General features: G+C 63.9%; 22 protein-coding genes and 1 pseudogene. 5 read left to right on the top strand and 18 right to left on the bottom strand.

Features of this window, described 5'->3' with window-relative positions:
- Nucleotides 1-4: 4 nt before the first annotated feature.
- The 8 genes from AC097O_RS21135 to AC097O_RS21170 form a co-directional block, all read right to left on the bottom strand.
- The gene (locus AC097O_RS21135; RefSeq protein WP_479594890.1) at nucleotides 5-1,444 is read right to left on the bottom strand and encodes an aldehyde dehydrogenase family protein; all 1,440 of its coding nucleotides are present in this window, start codon (nucleotides 1,442-1,444) and stop codon (nucleotides 5-7) included.
- A 6-nt stretch (nucleotides 1,445-1,450) separates the two neighbouring features.
- Nucleotides 1,451-2,362, bottom strand: coding sequence for a 5-dehydro-4-deoxyglucarate dehydratase (gene kdgD, locus AC097O_RS21140; RefSeq protein ID WP_479594892.1), 912 nt, complete (start codon nucleotides 2,360-2,362; stop codon nucleotides 1,451-1,453).
- 50 nt (nucleotides 2,363-2,412) lie between these two features.
- Nucleotides 2,413-3,387, bottom strand: a complete 975-nt coding sequence (locus tag AC097O_RS21145) for a Bug family tripartite tricarboxylate transporter substrate binding protein (RefSeq protein ID WP_479594893.1) — start codon at nucleotides 3,385-3,387, stop codon at nucleotides 2,413-2,415.
- A 77-nt stretch (nucleotides 3,388-3,464) separates the two neighbouring features.
- Nucleotides 3,465-4,757: a TRAP transporter large permease gene (locus AC097O_RS21150; protein WP_479594895.1), complete on the bottom strand. Its 1,293-nt coding sequence runs from the start codon at nucleotides 4,755-4,757 to the stop codon at nucleotides 3,465-3,467.
- Nucleotides 4,748-5,236 (bottom strand): TRAP transporter small permease, encoded by a 489-nt coding sequence (locus tag AC097O_RS21155; protein WP_479594896.1) that lies wholly within the window; start codon nucleotides 5,234-5,236, stop codon nucleotides 4,748-4,750. The genes AC097O_RS21150 and AC097O_RS21155 overlap by 10 nt, the downstream gene beginning before the upstream one ends.
- A 74-nt stretch (nucleotides 5,237-5,310) precedes the next feature.
- Entirely contained in the window at nucleotides 5,311-6,285 is a 975-nt protein-coding gene (locus tag AC097O_RS21160) for a TRAP transporter substrate-binding protein (protein ID WP_479594898.1), read from the bottom strand.
- Between the two features lie 65 nt (nucleotides 6,286-6,350).
- A complete protein-coding gene (locus AC097O_RS21165) occupies nucleotides 6,351-7,238 on the bottom strand; it encodes an SMP-30/gluconolactonase/LRE family protein (protein ID WP_479594899.1) in 888 nt (295 codons plus the stop codon).
- Nucleotides 7,235-8,041, bottom strand: coding sequence for an NAD-dependent epimerase/dehydratase family protein (locus tag AC097O_RS21170; protein ID WP_479594901.1), 807 nt, complete (start codon nucleotides 8,039-8,041; stop codon nucleotides 7,235-7,237). The genes AC097O_RS21165 and AC097O_RS21170 overlap by 4 nt, the downstream gene beginning before the upstream one ends.
- 175 nt (nucleotides 8,042-8,216) lie before the next feature.
- On the opposite strand from AC097O_RS21170, the gene AC097O_RS21175 reads away from it, so the two are divergent.
- Together AC097O_RS21175 and AC097O_RS21180 are read left to right on the top strand one after the other, a co-directional pair.
- Complete coding sequence (locus AC097O_RS21175; protein ID WP_479594904.1) at nucleotides 8,217-9,005, top strand: FadR/GntR family transcriptional regulator; 789 nt, start codon at nucleotides 8,217-8,219, stop codon at nucleotides 9,003-9,005.
- A 97-nt stretch (nucleotides 9,006-9,102) separates the two neighbouring features.
- Nucleotides 9,103-10,086, top strand: a complete 984-nt coding sequence (locus AC097O_RS21180) for a Bug family tripartite tricarboxylate transporter substrate binding protein (RefSeq protein ID WP_479594905.1) — start codon at nucleotides 9,103-9,105, stop codon at nucleotides 10,084-10,086.
- Nucleotides 10,087-10,135: 49 nt separating this feature from the next.
- On the opposite strand, the gene AC097O_RS21185 is transcribed toward AC097O_RS21180, so the two are convergent.
- The 10 genes and pseudogenes from AC097O_RS21185 to AC097O_RS21230 form a co-directional block, all read right to left on the bottom strand.
- Complete coding sequence (locus AC097O_RS21185) at nucleotides 10,136-10,456, bottom strand: nucleotide pyrophosphohydrolase (protein ID WP_479594907.1); 321 nt, start codon at nucleotides 10,454-10,456, stop codon at nucleotides 10,136-10,138.
- Nucleotides 10,457-10,463: 7 nt separating this feature from the next.
- Entirely contained in the window at nucleotides 10,464-11,144 is a 681-nt protein-coding gene (locus AC097O_RS21190) for a hypothetical protein (protein ID WP_479594909.1), read from the bottom strand.
- Complete coding sequence (locus AC097O_RS21195) at nucleotides 11,137-11,799, bottom strand: hypothetical protein (protein WP_479594910.1); 663 nt, start codon at nucleotides 11,797-11,799, stop codon at nucleotides 11,137-11,139. The genes AC097O_RS21190 and AC097O_RS21195 overlap by 8 nt, the downstream gene beginning before the upstream one ends.
- Nucleotides 11,800-11,883: 84 nt before the next feature.
- Nucleotides 11,884-12,303 carry a PPC domain-containing DNA-binding protein gene (locus AC097O_RS21200; RefSeq protein ID WP_479594912.1) on the bottom strand — a complete coding sequence of 140 codons (420 nt, stop codon included), beginning with the start codon at nucleotides 12,301-12,303 and terminating at the stop codon, nucleotides 11,884-11,886.
- A 137-nt stretch (nucleotides 12,304-12,440) separates the two neighbouring features.
- Nucleotides 12,441-12,899, bottom strand: a complete 459-nt coding sequence (locus AC097O_RS21205) for a DNA-binding protein (RefSeq protein WP_479594914.1) — start codon at nucleotides 12,897-12,899, stop codon at nucleotides 12,441-12,443.
- On the bottom strand, nucleotides 12,853-13,455 hold the full coding sequence (locus AC097O_RS21210; protein WP_479594916.1) for a nucleotidyltransferase domain-containing protein: 603 nt from the start codon (nucleotides 13,453-13,455) through the stop codon (nucleotides 12,853-12,855). The genes AC097O_RS21205 and AC097O_RS21210 overlap by 47 nt, the downstream gene beginning before the upstream one ends.
- 89 nt (nucleotides 13,456-13,544) lie before the next feature.
- Nucleotides 13,545-15,116: an acyl CoA:acetate/3-ketoacid CoA transferase gene (locus AC097O_RS21215; protein WP_479594918.1), complete on the bottom strand. Its 1,572-nt coding sequence runs from the start codon at nucleotides 15,114-15,116 to the stop codon at nucleotides 13,545-13,547.
- A gap of 1 nt (nucleotide 15,117) precedes the next feature.
- The gene (locus AC097O_RS21220; protein ID WP_479594920.1) at nucleotides 15,118-16,365 is read right to left on the bottom strand and encodes a thiolase family protein; all 1,248 of its coding nucleotides are present in this window, start codon (nucleotides 16,363-16,365) and stop codon (nucleotides 15,118-15,120) included.
- 3 nt (nucleotides 16,366-16,368) lie between these two features.
- Complete coding sequence (locus tag AC097O_RS21225) at nucleotides 16,369-16,746, bottom strand: hypothetical protein (protein ID WP_479595055.1); 378 nt, start codon at nucleotides 16,744-16,746, stop codon at nucleotides 16,369-16,371.
- A 99-nt stretch (nucleotides 16,747-16,845) separates the two neighbouring features.
- A pseudogene (locus AC097O_RS21230) lies at nucleotides 16,846-17,574 on the bottom strand (thiolase family protein); the annotation flags it as partial.
- Between the two features lie 166 nt (nucleotides 17,575-17,740).
- On the opposite strand from AC097O_RS21230, the gene AC097O_RS21235 reads away from it, so the two are divergent.
- The 3 genes from AC097O_RS21235 to AC097O_RS21245 are packed head-to-tail and all read left to right on the top strand — an operon-like array spanning nucleotide 17,741 to nucleotide 21,162.
- Nucleotides 17,741-18,529, top strand: coding sequence for a crotonase/enoyl-CoA hydratase family protein (locus AC097O_RS21235; RefSeq protein ID WP_479594922.1), 789 nt, complete (start codon nucleotides 17,741-17,743; stop codon nucleotides 18,527-18,529).
- A 6-nt stretch (nucleotides 18,530-18,535) separates the two neighbouring features.
- Entirely contained in the window at nucleotides 18,536-20,401 is a 1,866-nt protein-coding gene (locus tag AC097O_RS21240; RefSeq protein WP_479594924.1) for a feruloyl-CoA synthase, read from the top strand.
- Nucleotides 20,398-21,162, top strand: a complete 765-nt coding sequence (locus tag AC097O_RS21245) for an SDR family NAD(P)-dependent oxidoreductase (protein ID WP_479594926.1) — start codon at nucleotides 20,398-20,400, stop codon at nucleotides 21,160-21,162. The genes AC097O_RS21240 and AC097O_RS21245 overlap by 4 nt, the downstream gene beginning before the upstream one ends.
- Nucleotides 21,163-21,300: the final 138 nt, after the last annotated feature.

Consider the following 21,300-nt stretch of genomic DNA (forward strand, 5'->3'; position numbering starts at 1 on the left):
CCGATCAAACGCCGATGTAGGCCGTCTTCACCGTGGTGAAGAACTCTTGCGCATAGCGGCCCTGCTCGCGCGAGCCAAAGCTGCTGCCCTTGCGGCCACCAAACGGCACGTGGTAATCCACGCCTGCGGTGGGCAGGTTCACCATGACCATGCCGGCCTGGCTGTGGCGCTTGAAGTGCGTGGCGTATTTCAGGCTGGTGGTGGCAATGCCTGCGGACAGGCCAAACGGCGTGTTGTTCGACTCGGCCAGGGCAGCCTCGTAGTCTTTCACGCGGATGACACTGGCCACCGGGCCAAAGACTTCTTCGCGGTTGATGCGCATGGCAGACGTGGTGTCCAGCAGCAAAGCCGGGGCCATGTAGAAGCCTTCGGTCGTGCGCTCCAGCCGTGCGCCGCCAGCAGCCAACTGCGCGCCTTCGGCCTGGCCGATGGCCACGTAGTCCAGATCCTGCTGCAGTTGCGACAGCGACGACACCGGGCCGATGTCGATACCGGCAGCCAAAGCATCGCCGATCTTCAGCGTGGCCATGCGGGCCTGCACGGCTTCCACGAACTTGCCGTAGATGCCGTCGGTGACGATCAGGCGGCTGGACGCGGTGCAGCGCTGGCCGGTGCTGAAGAACGCGCTTTGCACGCTGAGCTCGACGGCCTGGGCCAGGTCGGCATCGTCCAGGATGATTTGCGGGTTCTTGCCGCCCATCTCCAGCTGCACCTTCTTCAGGTTCACGGCGCACTGCTGGGCGATGCGGGCACCCACGCCTTGCGAGCCGGTGAAGCTGATGGCGTTGATGCCGGGATGGTTCACCAGCGGGTCACCGATGACCGAGCCACGGCCCATCACCAGGTTGAACACGCCGGCGGGGATGCCGCTGCGGCTGATGATCTCGGCCAGCGCCCAGGCGCAGCCGGGCACCAGATCAGCGGGCTTCAAGACCACGCAGTTGCCGTAGGCCAGGGCCGGGGCAATCTTCCAGGCGGGGATGGCGATGGGGAAGTTCCAGGGGGTGATCAAACCCACCACGCCCACGGGTTCGCGGGTGATTTCCACCGCCACGCCAGAGCGGACCGAGGGCACGATCTCGCCCGTGAGGCGCAGGCATTCACCAGCGAAGAACTTGAAGATGTTGCCTGCGCGGGTGGCTTCGCCAATGCCTTCGGCACGGGTTTTGCCTTCTTCGCGGGCCAGCAGCGTGCCCAGCTCTTCGCGGCGGGCCAGGATTTCGGTGCCAATCTTGTCCAGCGCGTCGGCGCGGGCCTGCACGTTGCCGGTGGCCCAGGCGGGGAAAGCCGCCTGCGCCGCCTGCACGGCGGCGTCGAGCTGGACCGCATCGCCCTGGGTGTACTCGCCGATCACATCCGCCAGATTCGACGGGTTGATGTTGGGCGCGTAGCTGGCACCAGCGACCCAGGCACCGTTGATGTAGTTGTCGTGTTTTTGTGTCATGGGGACTTATTGTGGGCCGAGTTTCTGGATCAGCACGGCGAGTTCTTCCATCTCGGCGGGCTTGAGGTCGGTCAGGGGGGCGCGTACCGGGCCAGCAGTGTGGCCGACGATGGTGGCACCGGCCTTGATGATGCTCACGCCGTAGCCTTCGACGCGGTTGCGGATGGCCAGGTAGGGCATGAAGAATTCCTTCAACAGCTTGTGCTGCGTGGGCAGGTCATCGGCGGCCACCGCATGGTAGAAGTCCATGGCGGTTTTGGGGATGAAGTTGAACACGGCCGACGAGTACACCGGCGTGCCCAGCGCCTTGTAGGCGGCTGCGTACACCTCGGCGGTGGGCAGGCCGCCCAGGTAGGCAAAGCGGTCGCCCATCTTCATGAAGATGGAGGACATGGTTTCGATGTTGCCCACGCCGTCCTTGAAGCCGATCAGGTTGGGGCAGCGCTCGGCCAGGATGGCCAGCGAGTTGGGGGTGAGCTTGGTGCGGTCGCGGTTATAGACGATCACGCCAAACTTCACGCTGTTGCAGACCTGGGCCACGTGCTCGATCAGGCCTTCCTGGCCCGCTTCGGTCAGGTAGTGCGGCAGCAGCAGGATGCCGTGGGCACCCAGGCGCTCAGCTTCCTGGGCATGGGCAATGGCCATGCGGGTGGGGCCACCGGCACCGGCGATGATGGGCACCACGCCACGGCAGGTGTCTACTGCGGTCTTGACAACCTGGCTGTATTCCTCGCCCACCAGCGAGAAGTATTCGCCCGTGCCACCGGCGGCAAACAGCGCCGACGCGCCGTACGGGGCCAGCCATTCCAGGCGCTTGACGTAGGTCTTGGCGTTGAACTCGCCTTGGGCATCAAAGTCGGTGATGGGGAAAGACAGCAGGCCGGAGCCCATGATGGTTTTGAGGTCTTGCGGATTCATTTTTTTGGGTTCTCTCTCGTTGAAAAATCAGGTACTAAGGATGCGGCGGCTCAGTCGAGCTGGATGCTGGCATCTGCCACCACCTTGGCCCAACGGCTGCGTTCGCGGTTGAAAAATTGGTCTTGCTCGCCCGGCTGCATGGTCACCACCTCGGCCCCCTGGCCGGTCAGGCGGGAGCGGATGTCGGCGCTGCGGATCACTTTGATGAGCTCGGCATTCAGGCGGGCCAGCACGGCAGGCGGTGTGCCGTTGGCCGCCAGCACGCCTTGCCAGGTGCCGGATTCAAAGTCGGTCAGGCCCTGCTCGGCCAGCGTGGGCACATTGCCCACCAGCGGCATGCGGGTCTTCTTGGAGATGCCCAGCACCTTGAGCTTGCCGCTTTGCACATGCGGCAAGGTAGCCAGCATGCCGTTCATCAGCACCTGGGTCTGGCCGCCAATGGTGTCGGAGATGGCTTGCACGCCGCCCTTGTAAGGCACATACACCCACTTGGCACCGCTGGCGCGCTCTACCGCCACCCCGGCCACGTGGGGCGCACTGCCCATGGCGGTAACGGCAAAGTTCAGATCGGTCTTCTTCGACAGTGCCACCAGCTCTTTCAAGTTGTTGGCCGTGACGGAAGGGTGCACCACCAGCATGTGCGGCGAGTAGGCCAGCATGGTCACACCACGCAAATCCTTGCTGGGGTCGAACGCCAGCTTGGTGTAGACCGAGGGGCTGATGGCCAGCGCACCCACGTCGCACAGCAGCAGGGTGTAGCCGTCGGGTGCGGACTTGGCCACAAAGTCGGCCCCCAGGTTGCCGTTGGCACCGGGCTTGTTTTCCACGATGACCGGCTGCTTGAGCGCCTCGGACAACGGCTGGCTGATGGCGCGGGCAATGATGTCCGACGAACCGCCGGGCGGGTACGGCACGATCAGCTTGATGGGCTTGCTGGGCCAGGCCTGGGCCTGGGCCAACAGGGGTGCCGCCAGCGCCAGGGCACCGGTGGCAGACAGAATCACCTGGCGGCGGGATAGGGTCATTTGCTATTCCTTTAATAGCTGCTTGCGCTTATGGAATAAGCGCCAAGCAGTGATTTTTTATAAATTTTGAAAGCGGCTTACTTGAGCAGCAAGTTGGGCAGCCACAGCGAAAACGCGGGCACGTAGGTCACCAGCATCAGCGCGGCAATCAGGGCGCTGTAGAAGGGCAGGATGGACTTCATCACCTGCCCCACCGATATCTCGCCGATGGCACAGCCTACGAACTGCGTCGCCCCCACAGGCGGGGTGTTCAGGCCGAGTGCGCAGTTGATCAGCATCATCACGCCGAACTGGGTGGGGTCCATGCCGAACTGCTGGCAGATGGGCAGGAACACCGGGGTGCAGATCAGGATGGTGGCCGCCATGTCCAGGAAGGTGCCCAGCACGAACAGCAGCACGTTGACCATCAGGAAGATGACCCACGGCGTTTGCGTGATGGAGGCCATCATTTCGCCGGTCTTTTGCGGCACTTCGTACAGCGCCATGAAGTAGCCGAAGGCGGAAGAGATACCGATCAGCAGCAGCACCACACCGGTTGTTTTGCAGGCCTTGGCGCACGACTTGAGGAAGTGCTCCCACGACAGCGAGCGGTACACAAACACGGTGACGATCAGCGCCCACAGCACGGCGGTGGCGGCAGACTCGGTGGCGGTGAACACGCCCGACAAAATGCCCACCAGGATGATGGCAATGATCAGCAGGCCCGGAATGGCGGCTGCCAGCGAACGGGCCACTTCGCCCCAACCCGCGAACGGGCCGCGCACCGGGTAGCCGCGCTTGACGGCCACGCCGTAGGCGGCGGCCAGGTTGCACAGCGTCAAAATCAGCGCCGGAATCAGGCAGGCCACGATCAGGCCCAGCACGCTGACCGAGGCCATGCCTGCGGTGGCCAGCGTGAAGATGATGATGTTGTGGCTGGTGGGCATGAGCGCCCCGACCAGCGATGCGTGGGTGGTGACGTTGACCGCGTAGTCGGCGTCGTAGCCCTCTTTCTTCATCAGCGGAATCATCACCGCGCCCATGGCCGACACGTCGGCCAGGGGGGAGCCCGCCACGCCGCCAAACAAGGTGCAACCCACCACGTTGGACATGCCCAGGCCGCCGCGCACATGGCCGACCAGGCTGTTGGCGAAGCGCACGATGCGGTCGGCAATGCCGCCGTGCAGCATCAGCTCACCCGCAAAAATGAAGAACGGAATGGCCAGGAAGGAGAACACCTGCATGCCCCCCACCATCTTCTGGAACACCACGGCCACCGGCAAACCGGCCACCAAAATCGTGGCGACCGAGGCCAGCCCGATCGAAAACGCCACCGGCACGCCGATGAGCAGCAACAGCGTGAAGCTGATGCAAAGGACTGTTAGTTCCATGCTGGTACTACCTCTTTACCTTGCAGCAGGGCAAGAATGTGTTCTATAGAAAAAAGCACGATCAGCACACCGGCAATCACCAGCGGCAAGAAGTCCATGCCGGACGGCACGGGGAGCATGGGCTTCTGGTCGTTCCACTTCAACGTGGTCCACAGGTAGCCGCTTTGCACCATCAGCACGCCAAACAGGCCCACCAGCAGGTGGATCAATATCTCCAGCTTCAGGCGCATGCGCTCGGGCAGCAGGGTGATAATGGACTCCAGGCCGATGTGGCCCGCATCGCGCACGCCCACAGCCACGCCCAGCGCCGTGACGTACAGCACCAGCAGCATGGCCAGCGCTTCGGCCCAGGTGGGCGTGTCGTTAAAAACATAGCGCCCCACCACCTGGTACTGCACACAGACGATGATGGCGAGCAAACCGACGATGGCCAGGATCAGGCTGATCTTGGACAAGGTGGCACAAAAGCGGGTGAACATGGGGTGTCTCCGGTGGGGATCGCAGGGCCGCGCACCCACCCCGGCAGAGCGCCGGAGTGGGTGTTAGCGCAGGCTTAGTTGCTTGGGGTGTCCTGCACGGCCTTGACCAGGCGCTTCATGTCGGGGGTGGCGGCAAACTTGTCGTACACCGGCTGCATGGCGGCCTGGAACGACTTCTTGTCCACGTCGACGAACTCGGTGCCCGCCGCCTTGACCATGTCGAACTCTTTCTTCTCGTAGGCCGCCCAGGCCGCGCGGTTCACCGCGATCGACTCTTTGGCTGCAGCGCGCACCATGTCTTGCTCGGCCTTGGGCAGCTTGTCGAACAGCACCTTGGAGAACAGCAACACTTCGGGCGCCATCGAGTGCTCGGTCTTGTTGTAATACTTGGCTGCTTCAAAGTGGCGGAAGCCCGAGCCGTACGAGGGGTAGTTGTTTTCTGCTGCGTCCACCAGGCCGGTTTTCAGGGCGGTGAGCACTTCGCCAGCGGGCATGGGCGTGGGGTTGGCACCCATGGCACCGGCCACGGCCACCCACAGATCGGACTGTTGCACGCGGATCTTCATGCCCTTGGTGTCGGCAATCGACTTGACCGGCTTCTTGCTGTAGACCGAGCGCGAACCCGAGTCGTAGTAGGCCAGCAGCACAAAGCCCTGGGCTTCGCAGTCCTTGGCGATCTCTTCGCCGATGGGGCCGTCCAGCACCTTGTGCAGGTGGTCTACCGAGCGGAACAGGAAGGGCAGCACGGGGATATTGGTCTTGCCGCAGATCGAGTTCATGGGGCTGATGTTGACGCGGGTCATGTCCAGCGCGCCAATCTTCACCTGGTCGATGGTTTCCTTTTCAGAGCCCAGTGCGCCCTTGTTGAAGACCTTGATGCTGTGCTTGCCGCCGCTGGCCTTTTTGAGTTGTTCGCTCATGAACTTGACGGCGGTGACCGTGGGGTAGTCGTCGCTGTTGTGCACGTCGGACGATTTGAATTCCGTGGCCTGTGCAGATACGGCTACCAGGGCTGCGGCCATTGCCAACAGAGTTTTTTGCAATTTCATGGTGTCTCCTAATAATTAAACAAACAAAACCAAGCACCGAACGCCTTGCGCCCGGCACCAACAACTCACACGGGAAACTGGTTAAACACGGGCTCGGGCATCCCACGCACGCCGGGCTGCAGGGCAAACACGGCCCCGTTCAAACCGGGCGCAGCGGCATCCACCGTGCCGGGCACAATCGAAGCCACATACAAAATATCCAGGTTGGCACCGCCAAACGCGCACATCGACGGCTTGGCCACCGGCACCTCCAGCGACTGCAGCAGACGGCCCAGCGGGTCAAAGCGGTGCACCAGGCCGGCATCGTTGCCGCAAATCCAGTAGCAGCCCTCGGCGTCCACCGCCGCGCCATCCGGGCGACCGGGCAGCGGGGCCATGTCCACAAACACGCGCTGGTGGCTCAAGTCGCCATTCGCCGCCAAATTAAAAGCCCAGACCTTCTGCACGCTGGGGTGCGAATCCGAGAGGTAGGCGGTGCTGCCATCGGGGCTGAAAGCCAGGCCGTTGGGGGTGATCAGGCCGTCCAGCGGCAGCACGCGCAGGCCATTGCGGTCCAGGCAATACAACTTACCCAGGGGCGAAGCCAGGCCCATGTCCATCACCATGCTGCCCACCCAGAAGCGGCCCTGCGCGTCGCAGCGTCCGTCGTTGAAGCGCATGCCGGGGCCAGCGTGGGTGACGGGGGCTAGGCACTCCAGCATCACCTCGGGCGCATCCAATAGCGTTACCGCAAAAATGCCGGTTTCCATGGCGGCCACCAGTTGCCCGGCGGTGGCTGTCAGGCCGATGCAGCCCACGCGCTCGGGCAGGGTCCAGCTTTGCACTGCATCCGTCTCGGGGGCCCAGCGGCGGATTTGCCGCGCTTCGATATCCACCCAGTACAGGGCCTGCTCGGCCACCGACCACACCGGGCTTTCGCCCACGCGGTCGCGGGTGCTGGAGATAGCGCTCATGCCTCGTACGGGCCCATGCCCACAAACGCGCCACCCTGGTACAGGGCGGCGGGGTTGTTCAAATCGGGGGCGGTAGTGCGGGCGTAGACCGCCTCGCGGAACACGTCCGAGCTGTCTTGCGGCACATAGCCCACATGGCGGGCGCGGCTGTTGTCCCACCAGGTGACGGCGTTGTTGGACATGCCAAAAATGATGCTGTAGCCCAGCGCGGGCGTGGTCAGACAGGCGGTGATCAGGCGGTGCAGATCGTCAAAGCTCAAAAACGTGGCCAACATGCGGCGGTCGCGTGGCTCGATGAAGGACGAGCCAATGCGCACGCAGGCGGTCTCGATCCCGTAGCGGTCGAAGTAGTAGCGTGCCAGGTCTTCGCCAAAAGCCTTGCTCAGGCCGTAGTTGCCGTCGGGGCGGGCCGGGGCATCGGCGGTGATGGTTTCGTCCTGGCGGTAAAAGCCGGTCACGTGGTTGGAGCTGGCAAAAATCACCCGCTTCACGCCATATTTGCGGGCGGCCTCATACAGGTTGTAGGTGCCCAAAATGTTGGCCATCATGATGGGCTCGAACGGGCCGTCCAGCGACTTGCCGCCCATGTGCACGATGGCATCCACGCCCTGCACCATGGCATCCACCTGGGCTGCATTGGCCAGGTCGGCCAGCATGATTTCTTCGCCGTCGGTGGCGGCACCAAAGTCCACCACGTCGGACGAACGCAGCACGTCGCAGTTCTGCTTGAGGCTTTCGCGCAATACCTTGCCCAGGCCACCGGCGGCACCGGTCAATAAAATTTTTGCATGCAGCTTGATCACGGTAATTTTCCTGTTAAACCTGTAGAACCTGTGCGGCAGCCACTTAAAAGGGTTGCTCCGCTAGACTTTTTGAAAAGCTTTGCTAAAGTGACAGCAGCCGAGTAAACATCAGTCATGCGTTGTCAGACAACTAGGATTTTCATAAACACCCCCACCTTGAGTCAAGGCTTTTTTGATGGCATCCGTACAAACCCCTAGTTCTGCATACCCCTCGGCCCTCCTGTCCCCGGCCACCGCCGCCCGCGCCCGCAGGCCGCGCGGCCTGGTGTCGGAAATCGTCGATGCGCTGGTGCTGAACATCCGCCAGGGCCAGCTCAAACCCGGCGACAAGCTCCCCACCGAGGCCGAGTTCATGGCCCGCTTCGAGGTCAGCCGTACGGTGGTGCGCGAGGCCATCTCCAAACTGCAGGCCTCGGGGCTAGTGGAAACGCGGCACGGCATCGGCACTTTTGTGATCGAGCCGCCCGACACCCGCAACTTCAAAATTGCCCCTGAAGACTTCGCCACCGTGGCCGACGTGATCGCCCTGCTGGAGCTGCGCATCAGCCTGGAAACCGAGTCTGCCGGGCTGGCCGCCCAGCGGCGCACGCCCGCCAACCTGGCACAACTGGCGCTGGCACTGAAGCTGTTCCAGGAGTCGATCACCCACGAATCCGACGGCGTACCGGCCGACTTCCAGTTCCACATGGAAGTGGCCCGCGCCACCGGCAACCAGCACTTTGCCGACCTGATGACCTACCTGGGCACCATGATCATTCCGCGCACCCGCGTCAAAACGCTGGAGAACGTGCCCGAAGGCCGCCTGGCCTACCTGAACAAGGTGCATGCCGAACACGAGAGCATCTACCACGCCATCCGCGACCAGGACAGCGATGCCGCCCGCGCCGCCATGCGCACCCATTTGTCCAACAGCCGCGAGCGCCTGCGCAAAAGCCAGCCGGTGGACGGCGCGCCCAGCGCCTGAATTCCCGCACCATCCAAGGGTTAGTGCGAAGCCCGAATTGCGCCTCCAGTTGTAGGATGTCTGGTTAATTAATACCTACAACACCCGGAGACACCGCATGCCCCACACCGCTATTTCCCGTCGCACCGCCGCCAGCTATCTCGCCCTGGGGGCTAGCGGCCTGTGGGCAGGCCGGGCGCTCGCCCAAGCCACCGATTACCCCCACCGCCCGGTGGAGCTGGTGGTGGCCTACGGCGCAGGCGGCGGCACGGATGTACTGGCCCGCGCCTTTAGCGACTCGGCGCGCAAGCACATCAGCCAGCCGCTCACCATCATCAACAAACCCGGCGCCAGCGGCTCCATCGGCCTGACCGACGTGCTCAACGCCAAGCCCGACGGCTACAAGATCGCCATGCTGACGGTAGAGCTGACCACCCTGCCCCACGTGGGCGTGATCAAGTTCAGCCACGACGACTTCGCCCCCATCGCCTTGCTCAACGCCGACCCGGCCGCCATCACCGTCAAGGCCGATGCGCCCTGGAACACCATCGAAGAATTTCTGGCTGCCGCCAAGAAAACCCCGGGCGAATTCCGCGTGGGCAACTCGGGCGCGGCCTCCATCTGGCACCTGGCCGCCGCCGCGCTGGGCGACAAAACTGGCACCAGCTTCAACCACATCCCCTACCCCGGCGCAGGCCCGGCCGTGCTGGCCTTGCTGGGCGGGCATATCGAAGCGGTCTCGGTCAGCGCCGCCGAAGTCACCGCCCATGTGAACTCGGGCAAGCTGAAGATTCTGGCCACCATGGCCGACAAGCGGGTCAAGGGCTTCGAGTCGGCCCCCACGCTGAAAGAGCGCGGCATTGATTTGTCCATCGCCTCCTGGCGCGGCCTGGGTGCGCCCAAGAACACCCCGCCCGAGATCCTGGCCATCCTGAAAAGCACCGCCGTCAAAACCGTGGCCGAGCCCGCCTTCCGCGAGATCATGGACAAACAGAACATGGGCTTTGTGTTCGGCGACGAAGCCGCCTTCAAGGCCGTGATGGTGCGCGACAGCACCTACTTCAAGAACCTGATTACCCGCCTCAACATCAAACTGGTCTGATTTCACATACCTTTTTGGCTTCTAGCGCTTATAGGATAAGCGCTAGCAGCTATTTTTTTGATAGTGGCGGGTATTTTTGGCCGTTCACCAGCATCTTCAGGCGCGCGGCCTCCAACAGATCAATATCCAGCTTGTCGCAGAGCTGCAACAAATACAGCAGCACGTCGGCCGCCTCGGCGGCCACCTCGGCTGTTTGCGGCGCGGCCAGGTTGCGGCTTTGCTCCTCGGTCAGCCACTGGAAGTGCTCCAGCAGCTCGGCCGCCTCCACACTCAGCGCGCTGGCCAGGTTCTTGGGCGAATGGAACGGTGCCCAGTCGCGCGCGGCGGCAAAGTCGCGCAGGGCTTGGGTGAGGGAAGGGATGGTGGTCATGGAGGGCTCATAAAGTTGCGATAGTCTGGAGCCGCTGCAACACCGTGCCGGTACGCGTGCTGTGCGCCACGATGCCTGGCAATGCATTCAAAAATTCCGGGTGCGCTAGCAATGCCGCTACCTGGTTGGCAACATACCGGCGCACGTCCGCTGAGGCCCCCGCCAGCTCGGCCACCGTCTCTGCCCGGCCATCCACTACCGTGATGATGTCCTCCAGATCGTGGCTCAGGTACACATCTCCCAGCCCCCGGTCCTTGAATGCCTCGAACTTGGTGGCCAAGAAATACGGCGCGGATAGATGGCGCAGCCACACGCCCGGCTCGGGCTCGGCCCGCACCGCCGTCTCAAAACCTGCGCGGTACCAGGGATTGGCAAAGCCCATCACCTTGTCATCCAGCGGCACCAGGTCTAGCTGCATGCGCTGCCAAAACCAACGAAACGGCGGCGTGTTGTTTTCCATGGTCTGGCGAAAGCCTCGGGCCACCAGCTCCTGGGTCACCAGGTGGTAGCCCGCCAGGGTAGCTACTTCCACAATGGCATCCACATCCTCCGTAGGGCGAATGTCTGCCAGGGCAGGCTGGCTCATCAGCAGCCCGGTGGCGCAACCCCCGACAAACACCACGCGCTCACGCAACGGCCCCAGTGCTTGCGCCATGGCGATCAACAGGCCCAAATTGGGATTAGCCATGCGTGCTGGCCCCGCTCTTGCCCGCGTCGGACGGGTGGATCAGGGCGGGCAAGCGCTGGGCCGCCATGCCCCGCTCACGTGCTCGGCCTATGCGCAGGGCATCGAACAGGGCCAGCATCTCGTACAAGCGCGCGTCTTGCATGGCGGCATAGGGCACGCTGGGATGCAGAGGCACCAACCCCGTGCCGCGCACACTGCCTTCTGGGTGGGGCCACACATAGTCATCAGACCCCGGCGCGAACACCCCGGCAAATGCCGGTGCGCTGTGGCTGGTCGGCACGCCCACTGTAGGCCCCAAGGTGTCGGCAGCAAACGCATATTTGGCACCATGCAACGCAAATTCCGCCAGATTGCGCGGGTGGGCGCGGGCCGGGTTACCCGCCGCCGCATCGGCCACTGCCCCAGGCAGCGCGCGCCGGGATCGCTTTGGAAAAACATAAATGCCCCCCGCCTCCCGCACACCCTGTGGGGCTTCAGGCAAGGCAAACACCCGGTTGTCCAGCAGCAAGCCCGCATGCAAACCCCGCTTCACGCAGGCATGCACCTCGGAAGCGCTCAGGCCCAGCGCATGCGCCAGGCTGGCGTAAGTCCACCGTTGGTCCGCCCACGCCACCAGCTTGAATGCCACCAGAAAGTCTTGCGGTTTGAGTTGCATTATTCTATATTCGCGATTCAAGAATATTGAATATAGCCAAACCCGCCAGAAAACGCAAGCCCCGTGCAACCTACATGCTTGGAGTCAAACGTGGCCCGATCGCCCCCGCATCACCAGCTCCTCAAACCCCGTTTGCGCATCCATCTCGCGCGTAAACGCCCACTCGGGCAACAGCGCCAGCAGCACCTCCGCCGTGGTCCGCACCATGCAGCCTACCGCCACATGCCCACCCAGCACCGCACCGGTCGCGGTAGACAGCGCCATGTGCAGGTGCGAACAGCTGCGCTCCCCGTCAAACGCCACCGTGCCCGACAAACTGAGGATTTCCATGTCCCCCACCAGCCGCTGCGGCTGCTCCGCACCGGCAAAGCGCAGACCGGCGGTAGACAAGCTGCCGATGCCCGACAGCACAAAGGCCGCCTGGCAGTTCTGGCTGCGCACGGCGGCTTCCAGGGCCTGCCGCAGGTCTTGGCCGGGGCTGAGGCGCAGGGGGAGGGTTTGCATGGGATTTATAAGAAATAGGCTGCTTGCGCTTATGAAACAAGCACGGGCAGCTATGCTTTTTGAAGAAATATCCGCTGACTTCCCCCCGATGTACCCCATCGGTCGCAGGTAGTTTTGACCTTTTCCAACATGAAAGGCTAGCTCTTCTTGGGGACGGTCAGCAGGTCAGGAAACTGGGTTTGCAGAAATTGGCGGGTGTAGGACAGCAGCGCCTGAGCCTGCTGAAGGCATTCGCGCACCACACCGTCGCTGACGGGGTCGCCTTCGTAGTCATTGAGGTTGCGCTGCTTACGCAAGGCATCGAGCACGATGATCACGTCGTTGGGCAAACCCATGGTGAGTGGCAGGGCCTGTAGCGCGGTTTGGTGGTGGCCCGGCTGGCTGGTAGAGGTGCGGTAGCCCCGCGCCCACAGGCCCAGCATGGCGCACTGCAAAATGCATTTGTAGGCGGCATCGAAGCGGTTTTCGGCACTGAGTTGGGTAATCTGGGCATCGGCCAGATTGCGCACGGCGGCGGCAAGCAAGCGCTGCACGCCTTGTGGCGTGGCACTAAACGCCAGCAGGCGCTGAATGGCCAGTAAGTTGGTTAAGGTCATGCTCGGTTCCCATCAGAAAAATTTTGGGCTTGGCCAGCATATCGAGGACGAAGGGGTCTTGCTCGGCCCTGCGACGCTGTAGCTCAGGCACGCTGTAGACCACGGGGTTGATCTCGCGGCCCAGTTCGGCCTGTACGGGATGGGTGGCACGCACCACATCGGCAAAACCCAGGTCGCCGACGATAAACAGGTCCACATCGCTGGCGGCGCTTTCGGTGCCACTGGCGACCGAGCCAAAAATCAAAGCCAGAGTAGGGTGCAAGGGGGTCAACGCCTCACTAAGCAACTCTGCCGCACCCGTGGTTTTGCGCATCAGGCCTGCCAATTCAGGAAACACGGGGCATTGCTGGTTGGCTTGGTAGCGCACCTGGTTGCCCTGCTGTTTGCGCAGCAGCAGCCCGCCCGCCGCGAGCCGCGCCAGCTCTTTGTGCAGGGTGCCCGCGGCGGTACCGGTGAGCCGGGCCAGTTCACGGACGTGGTAGTCCGTATCGGGATGCAGCAGCAGCACACCCAACACTTTTTTTCGGTAGCTTCCAAACAGAAGGTCAGCGAGCATATGTAGCCTTAATTGCTTCAATTGTAGCAAAAAAAGATACTATCGAAGCATTAATAGCTACATAACCAGCAGCCCGCCGACCAACTCCGCTACGCCATTGCCGCCTTGCTCGCCATCGCCTTCGCCAGCCCCCCCCACTGCGCGCTGAACAGCCCCGCGTCCATGGTCTTGACGTTCTTCATGATGGGTTTGAAGCCCATGTGCGCCAGCACGTCGCGCTCCAAATCCACACCCGGGGCGATCTCGGTCAGCTCCAGGCCGTCGGTGGTGAGCTGGAACACGGCGCGCTCGGTGACGAACAGCACTTCTTGTTTTCGCAATGCTGCATCGTGGCCGTTGAAGGTGATTTGCTCGACCTTTTCGATGAACTTGCGCGACTTGCCTTCTTGCAGGATGGTGAGCTGGCCGTCGGCCACTTTCACCTGCAGGCCACCGGCGGTGAAGGTGCCGCAGAACACCAGTTTCTTGGTGGAGCGGGTGATGTTGACGAAGCCGCCGCAGCCTACCGGGCGGCCATTGAACTTGCTCACGTTCACGTTGCCCCAGTTGTCGGCCTGGGCCAGGCCCAGGAAGCTGGCATCCAGGCCGCCGCCGTCGTAGAAGTCGAATTGCAGCGACTGCTCGATGATGGCCTCGGCGTTGTAGACCACGCCGAAGTCGCCCAGCTGCGCGGGGATACCGCCGGTGATGCCGCTCTCTACGCTCAAGGTCAGTTGGTCGGACACGCCCTCTTCGGCCGCCACCGACGGCACACCGGCGGGAATGCCGATGCCGAGGTTGGTGACGGCACCGGGCTTGAGCTCCATGGCGGTGCGGCGGGCGATGACCTTGCGCTCGTCCAGCGCCATGGGCTCCAGCGAATTGAGCGGCACGCGCACGTCGCCGCAGAACGCGGGGTTGAACTGGGTGGCGATGGTCTGCATGTGGTTTTCGGGCTGGCTGACCACCACGTAGTCCACCGACACGCCGGGGATCTTCACCGCCTTGGGGTGCAGGCTGCCCGCCTGCACGATGCGTTCCACCTGGACGATGACGATGCCGCCGCAGGCCTTGGCCGCATGGGCGATGTTGATCTGCTCCAGCAGCACGCCCTCTTTGTCCAGCGTGATGTTGCCGTTTTCATCGGCCACGGTGCCGCGGATGATGGCCACGTCGATCTTGGGGCAGGGGTAGAACAGCCATTCTTCGCCCGCAAACTCCACCAGCTTCACCAGGTCTTCGGTGGACTGGCTGTTGAGCTTGCCGCCTTCGATGCGCGGGTCCACAAAAGTGCCCAGGCCCACCTTGGTCAGCAGGCCAGGGCTGCGGCTGGCGATGTGGCGGGTGAGGTGCGACAGGCTGCCCTGCGGGAAGTTGTAGGCCTCGACCTCGCCCGCAAACACCATCTTCATCATCTCGGCACCTGTCTGGCCGAAGTGGCCCGCGATGGTGCGCTTGATCATGCCGGGGTGGGCAAAGTGGACCATGCCTGCGTCCTTGCTGTTGCCCATGGCACCACAGGCCCAGGTGGTGACGTTGCGCGGGTGGCCGGTGTTCAAGAACGTGTGCTCCACGCCTTTGAGCACCTCCTCTGGCAGGCTGGAGACGGCCAGGCCGCCCAGGAAAATGGTAGCGTTGTCTTGGATGAGTGCGCCAGCTTGGGTGGCGGTGATGATTTGCATGTCAGTCTTTCAAGTATTCAGGGTTTTCGATGAGGAGTGCCATGCCTTGGCCGCCGCCCACACAGGCGGACGAGATGCCGTAGCGCAGCCCCCGGCGGCGCAGTTCGCGGGCCAGGGTGACGGTGAGGCGCACGCCGGTGGCGGCCAGGGGATGGCCCAGCGCAATGGCGCCGCCGTTGACGTTCAGCTTGTCGCGGTCCAGGCCCAGCTCGCGCTCCACCGCAATGGTTTGCGCGCCCTGGGCCTCGTTGATCTCGAACAGACCGATGTCGTCCAGCGTCAGGCCGCAACGCTCCAACAAAGCACGGATGGCGGGTGCGGGGCCGATGCCCATCAGCTCGGGCGGCACACCGGCGGCGGCAGCACCGCGCAAACGGGCCAGCGGCTGGAGGCCATTTTTGCGCACATAGGCGTCGCTGGCGACCAGCGCGCCCACCGCGCCATCCACCAGGGCCGAACTGTTGCCTGCGGTTTGCACGCCGCCGGGGTAGACGGTGCGCAAGCCCGCCAGCGCCTCGATGGGCGAGGGGCGAGGGTGGGTGTCGCGGTCCAGCTGGGCCACCTTGCGCGGCAGCTGGATACCCCGGGTGGCGTAGCCTTCGAGTTCAAATTTCTCGCTGGTGACGGGCACGATCTCGCCCGCTAGGAATCCATCCGCCTGGGCCTTCAGGGCGCGCTCGAACGACAGCGCGGCATACGCATCTACATCGGCGCGGGTGATGCCGTATTTCTTCGCCAGGTTCTCCGCCGTTTCGATCATGGTGACCGGGCCTGCGGTGTCGGTCAGGGCTTCGATCAGGAAGTCTTTGAACTCCACCGGCGCGCCCAGCCGGAAGCCGCTGCGGTGGGTGTAGGCAGCGATGGGGTTGCGCGTCATGGATTCGGTGCCCACCACCAGCGCCAGGTTGGCGTAGCCCAGGGTGATCTGGTCGGCGGCCTGGCGGAACAGCTCAAAGCCGGTGCCGCAGATGCGCTGCACCAAGATGGAAGGCGCAGCGATGGGCACGCCCGCGTACAGGCCGATGTGGCGCGGCAGCACAAAGGCATCGAAGTCGGCCTGCGCCATGGAGCCTGTGACGACCGAGTCCACATCCGCCGCAGACACACCGCTGCGCGCAAACACGGCGCGGGCCACCTTGATGCCCATGTCGGTAGGCGACACGCCGCCCAGGGGACCGCAGTAGTCCACCAGCGGCGTGCGCACGCCGTCCACAATCCACGCGTCTAATTTTGCTGAGAAGTGTTGCATGGCTTATCCCTTGCGGCTGTCGGTCACGCGCAGCACGGTGGCATAGCCGCTGTCGCCCGCTGCGCAGCCGGTGAACAGGCCCACGCCGCCGCCGCGCAGCACCAGCTCTTCGATCAGCTCGATGATGGCGCGCAGGCCGGTGGGGGCTTGCGGGTGGCCCCAGATGATGGAGCTGCCATAGTTGTTCATCTTTTCCCACGCAAAACCGGTGTCGCGGGCCAGCGCAATGTCATTCACGGCGAAGGGGTTGTGGGTCTTGATGGCGTGGATATCGCTGATGGTCAGCCCGGCGTTTTTCAAGGCGTTGAAGGCGGCGGGCGACGGCGCCATGGGCATGTAGCCGGGCTCCACGCGGGCCTGGCCAAAGCCCAGAATTTCCACTTCGATGTTCGGATTGGTGGATACGGCGCGGGCCAGCTCCCGCGTGGTGACGATGGCCCCGGCATTGCCGTCGGCCGGGTGGGTTTGGCCGCCAAAGGTCACGGTGCCGCCCGGCATCACCGGCTTGAGTTTGGCCAGCCCTTCGGCGGTGGTGGGGAAGATGCCTTCGTCGGCGCTGAGGGTGCCGGTTTGTTTGCGGAACTTGGAGTCGGTCAAGGGCACATCGGCCATGTACAGCTTCTGGAACGCGCGGTCGTTGGCCAGCGCCTGCTGGTACTGGCCGTAGCGGTGCAGCTTTAGGTAGTGCTGCTCAGCGGTGGTGATGCCGTAACGCGCGGCCACGTTTTCGCCGGTTTGCAGCATGGGGTTTTTGGCATACGGGTCATGGCCCATGTTGTCGGGCACCCAGTGCTCGCTGGTGCCGTAGCCGCCGGTGCCGCTGGAGTCGGGGTAGTACAGCACCGGGCCGTTGGACTGGCGGTCGGCCATCACCAGCAGCGCGCTGGTGGCGGTGCCGCACTGCACTTCCTGCGCGGCCATCTGCAGGGCGCGCACGCTGGTGGCGCAGGCCTGCTGGAGGGTGGGCCCGGCCACGCGGTCGATGCCCATCAGGCCGGTGACATACGGCAGGCCGTAGAAGCTGCCTTTTTGCGGATTGGTCAGGCCCAGGATGGCCAGGTCGATCTGCCCCATGTCAAAACCACGGGCGGCCAGGGCCTGCTTGCCCACGGCGGCGGCCAGCGGCAAGGCGTTCAGGTGGGCCAGCGAACCCTGCCATTTGGCAAACGGGGTGGACCAGTAAACCCCGTAGGGGATGTATGCGGACATGGCATTTCCTTGCGCCTTGGATTGGCAGTTATTGGGCAAATTTGATTATTTATCATAATCAAATTTCGACCCCAAAAAGCTAGGGAAAGCACCTACGATAGAAGCCCGAATTCCGCTTGTTTTAGTTATTTTCAATAACCATAATCCAACCAACGAAAAGCACACCATGACCATACACAACTCCGACATCTCCCTTGAAATCTGCGGCGACGAGCAAGAGATTGCCGTCATCCGCCTGACCCGTCCCACCAAACGCAACGCGCTGAACGACGGCCTGATCCTGGCGCTGCGCAACCTGCTCGACGGCCTGCCCAGCACAGTGCGGGCGGCGGTAATCGACGGCGAAGGCCCGCACTTTTGCTCCGGCCTGGACCTGAGCGAGCTCAAAGACCGCGACGCAGGCCAGGGCCTGCTGCATTCCCGCATGTGGCACGCCGCGCTGGAGCGGGTGCAGTTCGGCCCGGTGCCGGTGGTGGCGGCGCTGCACGGCGCGGTGGTGGGCGGCGGGCTGGAGCTGGCCAGCGCTTGCCACATCCGTGTGGCCGATGAATCCACCTTCTACGCCCTGCCCGAAGGCTCGCGGGGCATCTTTGTGGGCGGCGGCGGCGCAGTGCGCATCCCGCGCCTGATCGGCACCGCCCGCATGACCGACATGATGATGACCGGCCGCGTGTACAACGCGGTGGATGGCGAAAAAATCGGCATGGCCCAGTACCTGGTGCCCACCGGCGAAGCCTTTGCCAAGGCGCTGGAGCTGGCCACGCGCATCGCCCAGAACGCGCCGCTGACCAACTACGCGCTGATGCACGCCCTGCCCCGCATTGCCGAGCAACCATCGGACCAGGGCTTTATGACCGAAGCCATGATGGCCGCCATTGCCCAGAGCGCGCCCGAAGCCAAGGAACGCGTGCGCGCCTTCCTGGATGGCAAGGCCGCCAAAGTCCAGAAAGCGTAACCGTCTATGTCCGCCCCCACCTACCGCCCCCTGCGCTTCGGCGTGACCCACGTCACCACCCGTGACACGCCAGACGGCGTGCGTTATGTGCGGGCCGCGCAAGACCTGCAGCCCTACCCCACCCGCCTGACCGACCGGCTGGCGCACTGGGCGCAGACCACGCCCAACCAGACCTGGATGGCCCAGCGCGTGAAAAACGCCGACGGCAGCCTGGGCGACTGGCGCCATGTGACCTACGCCCAGGCCTGGCAATCGGCCCGCAACATCGCCCAGGCTTTGCTAGGGATGCACCTCAGCGCCGAGCGCCCGGTCGCCATCCTGAGCGAAAACGACCTGGACCACGCCCTGCTGTCCCTGGGCTGCCTGGTGGCGGGCGTGCCGCAGTGCACCGTGTCCACGGCCTACAGCACCATCAGCCAAGACTTTGACAAGCTGCGCCACGTGGTGGACACCCTCACCCCCGGCCTGGTATTTGCCAGCAGCGGCGAGCGCTTTGGCCGCGCCATCACCGCCACCATGGGCCCCGACGTGCATGTCGTGCTGGGCAGCGGCAGCATCCCGGGCCGCAACACTATTCCTTTCAGCGACCTGCTGACCACCCCGGCCACCGCCGCCGTGGATGCCACGCACGAGGCCATCACCGCCGACCACATCGCCAAGTTCATGTTTACCTCGGGCTCGACCAAGCTGCCCAAGGCGGTAGTGGTGACGCACGGCATGTGGACCGCCAACCTGCAGCAGATGAACCAATCCATGCCGGTGCTGGCCGAGGAGCCCCCGGTGCTGGTCGATTGGCTGCCCTGGAACCACACCTTTGGCGGCAACCACAACTTTGGCACCGTGATCTACAACGGCGGCACCCTGTACCTGGACGAAGGCAAGCCCACGCCCAAGGGAATGGCAGAGACCCTGCGCAACCTGCGCGAGATTGCCCCCACCATCTACTTCAACGTGCCCACCGGTTTCGAGGTGCTGGCCGAGGCCCTGCAGACCGACGCACTGCTGCGCCAAAACCTGTTCAGCCGCGTGAAGATGTTCTTTTTTGCCGCCGCCGCGCTGTCGCAACCCGTGTGGGATGCCCTGTTTGCCAGCGCCGAGCGCGAGGTGGGTGAGCGCATCGTGATGAACACCGGCCTGGGCATGACCGAGGGCACGCCGTTTTGCCTGGCCGTCAACAGCCCCAACGTCAAGGCGGGCCACATCGGCGTGCCCACCCCCGGCCTGGAGCTGAAACTGGTGCCTACCGACGGCAAGACCGAGGTGCGCTACCGCGGCCCCAACATCACCCCTGGCTACTGGCGCAACCCGGAGTCCACCCGTGACAGCTTTGACGAGGAAGGCTTTTTCTGCTCGGGCGACGCGGTGCAGTGGATCGACGCGAACGACTTACACCAGGGCCTGAAGTTCGATGGCCGCATTGCCGAAGACTTCAAGCTTAGCACCGGCACCTTCGTCAGCGTGGGCCCTATGCGCGCCAAGATCATTGCCGCCGGTGCACCCTATGTGCAAGACGCGGTGCTCACCGGCATCAACATGAAAGAAGTCGGCGCACTGCTGCTGCCCACGCCCGCCTGCCGAGCTTTAAGCGGCCTGCCCGACAGCGCCAGCATGGCCGAGGTGCTGCACAGCGCGCCGGTGCAGGCCTACTTCCAGACGGTGGTGAACACCCTGGCCGCAGGCTCCACCGGCAGCGCCACCCGCGTGGCCCGTGCCCATCTGCTGACGGAGCCGCCGTCGCTGGACAAGGGCGAGATCACCGACAAGGGCTCGATCAACCAGCGCGCCGTGCTCAAACACCGGGCCGCCCTGGTCGATGCCCTGCACGACGGCAGCCTGCCCCACACCATCCAACCTACCGGAGCCTCCCAATGAACATCCAAGGACAATCCGCCCTCGTCACCGGAGCCGCCTCCGGCCTGGGCGAAGCCACCGCCCGCGAACTTGCCCGCCTGGGTGCCAAGGTGGCGGTGCTCGACGTGAACATGGCGCTGGCCGAAAAGGTGGCGGCAGAGATCAACGGCATCGCCATCCAGTGCGACATCACCAATGCCGACAGCGTGACGGCAGCCATCGAAAAAGCCGCCGTAGCCCATGGCCCGGCGCGCATTTTGATGAACGTGGCCGGTATCGGCGGCGCCAAACGCGTGGTGCAAAAAGACGGCAGCGCCGCACCGCTGGATGCGTTTGCCAAGGTGATTGCCGTCAACCTCATCGGCAGCTACAACATGACCCGGCTGTTTGCCGCCGCCTGCGCCAAGCAGGAGCCGCTGGACGGTGGTGAGCGCGGCGTGATCATGTTCACCGCGTCGGTGGCAGCGTTCGATGGCCAGGTGGGACAGCAGGCCTACAGCGCGTCCAAAGGCGGGCTGGTCGGCATGACGCTGCCCATGGCGCGCGACCTGGCGCAGCACGGCATACGGGTGTGCACCGTAGCCCCCGGCCTGTTTGCCACGCCACTGATGCAGGAGCTGCCCGAGGCGGTGCAGGCATCGCTGGCCGCCAGCATTCCTTTCCCCTCGCGCCTGGGCAAGCCCAGCGAATTTGCCGAGTTGGCCGCGCACATCGTGACCAACGGCCACCTGAACGGCGAAGTCATCCGCCTCGATGGCGCACTGCGCATGGCCCCTCGCTAGAAATTTAAACAAAAACTGCCTCTACCGCCCATTCCCTGGGCGTAAGCAGCTACTAAATCAGGAGCATCGGTGCGGCTACCAGGCCGCACCCAGGCCTGAGCTACGTCCGCGCCAGGCGCAACCCTTTTCCCCTAACCA

It is taken from the genome of Rhodoferax sp. LS1P39, assembly GCF_056521425.1.

Excerpts from the sequence above, each read along its gene's own strand:
- AC097O_RS21180 (WP_479594905.1), top strand. The coding sequence starts at position 9,103 with ATGCCCCACACCGCTATTTCCCGTCGCACCGCCGCCAGCTATCTCGCC.
- AC097O_RS21235 (WP_479594922.1), top strand. The coding sequence starts at position 17,741 with ATGACCATACACAACTCCGACATCTCCCTTGAAATCTGCGGCGACGAG.
- AC097O_RS21205 (WP_479594914.1), bottom strand. The coding sequence starts at position 12,899 with ATGACCTTAACCAACTTACTGGCCATTCAGCGCCTGCTGGCGTTTAGT.
- AC097O_RS21175 (WP_479594904.1), top strand. The coding sequence starts at position 8,217 with ATGGCATCCGTACAAACCCCTAGTTCTGCATACCCCTCGGCCCTCCTG.
- AC097O_RS21190 (WP_479594909.1), bottom strand. The coding sequence starts at position 11,144 with ATGGCTAATCCCAATTTGGGCCTGTTGATCGCCATGGCGCAAGCACTG.
- AC097O_RS21210 (WP_479594916.1), bottom strand. The coding sequence starts at position 13,455 with ATGCTCGCTGACCTTCTGTTTGGAAGCTACCGAAAAAAAGTGTTGGGT.
- AC097O_RS21150 (WP_479594895.1), bottom strand. The coding sequence starts at position 4,757 with ATGGAACTAACAGTCCTTTGCATCAGCTTCACGCTGTTGCTGCTCATC.
- AC097O_RS21135 (WP_479594890.1), bottom strand. The coding sequence starts at position 1,444 with ATGACACAAAAACACGACAACTACATCAACGGTGCCTGGGTCGCTGGT.
- AC097O_RS21185 (WP_479594907.1), bottom strand. The coding sequence starts at position 10,456 with ATGACCACCATCCCTTCCCTCACCCAAGCCCTGCGCGACTTTGCCGCC.
- AC097O_RS21240 (WP_479594924.1), top strand. The coding sequence starts at position 18,536 with ATGTCCGCCCCCACCTACCGCCCCCTGCGCTTCGGCGTGACCCACGTC.
- AC097O_RS21245 (WP_479594926.1), top strand. The coding sequence starts at position 20,398 with ATGAACATCCAAGGACAATCCGCCCTCGTCACCGGAGCCGCCTCCGGC.
- AC097O_RS21200 (WP_479594912.1), bottom strand. The coding sequence starts at position 12,303 with ATGCAAACCCTCCCCCTGCGCCTCAGCCCCGGCCAAGACCTGCGGCAG.
- AC097O_RS21195 (WP_479594910.1), bottom strand. The coding sequence starts at position 11,799 with ATGCAACTCAAACCGCAAGACTTTCTGGTGGCATTCAAGCTGGTGGCG.
- AC097O_RS21145 (WP_479594893.1), bottom strand. The coding sequence starts at position 3,387 with ATGACCCTATCCCGCCGCCAGGTGATTCTGTCTGCCACCGGTGCCCTG.
- AC097O_RS21160 (WP_479594898.1), bottom strand. The coding sequence starts at position 6,285 with ATGAAATTGCAAAAAACTCTGTTGGCAATGGCCGCAGCCCTGGTAGCC.
- kdgD (WP_479594892.1), bottom strand. The coding sequence starts at position 2,362 with ATGAATCCGCAAGACCTCAAAACCATCATGGGCTCCGGCCTGCTGTCT.
- AC097O_RS21215 (WP_479594918.1), bottom strand. The coding sequence starts at position 15,116 with ATGCAAATCATCACCGCCACCCAAGCTGGCGCACTCATCCAAGACAAC.
- AC097O_RS21155 (WP_479594896.1), bottom strand. The coding sequence starts at position 5,236 with ATGTTCACCCGCTTTTGTGCCACCTTGTCCAAGATCAGCCTGATCCTG.
- AC097O_RS21220 (WP_479594920.1), bottom strand. The coding sequence starts at position 16,365 with ATGCAACACTTCTCAGCAAAATTAGACGCGTGGATTGTGGACGGCGTG.
- AC097O_RS21165 (WP_479594899.1), bottom strand. The coding sequence starts at position 7,238 with ATGAGCGCTATCTCCAGCACCCGCGACCGCGTGGGCGAAAGCCCGGTG.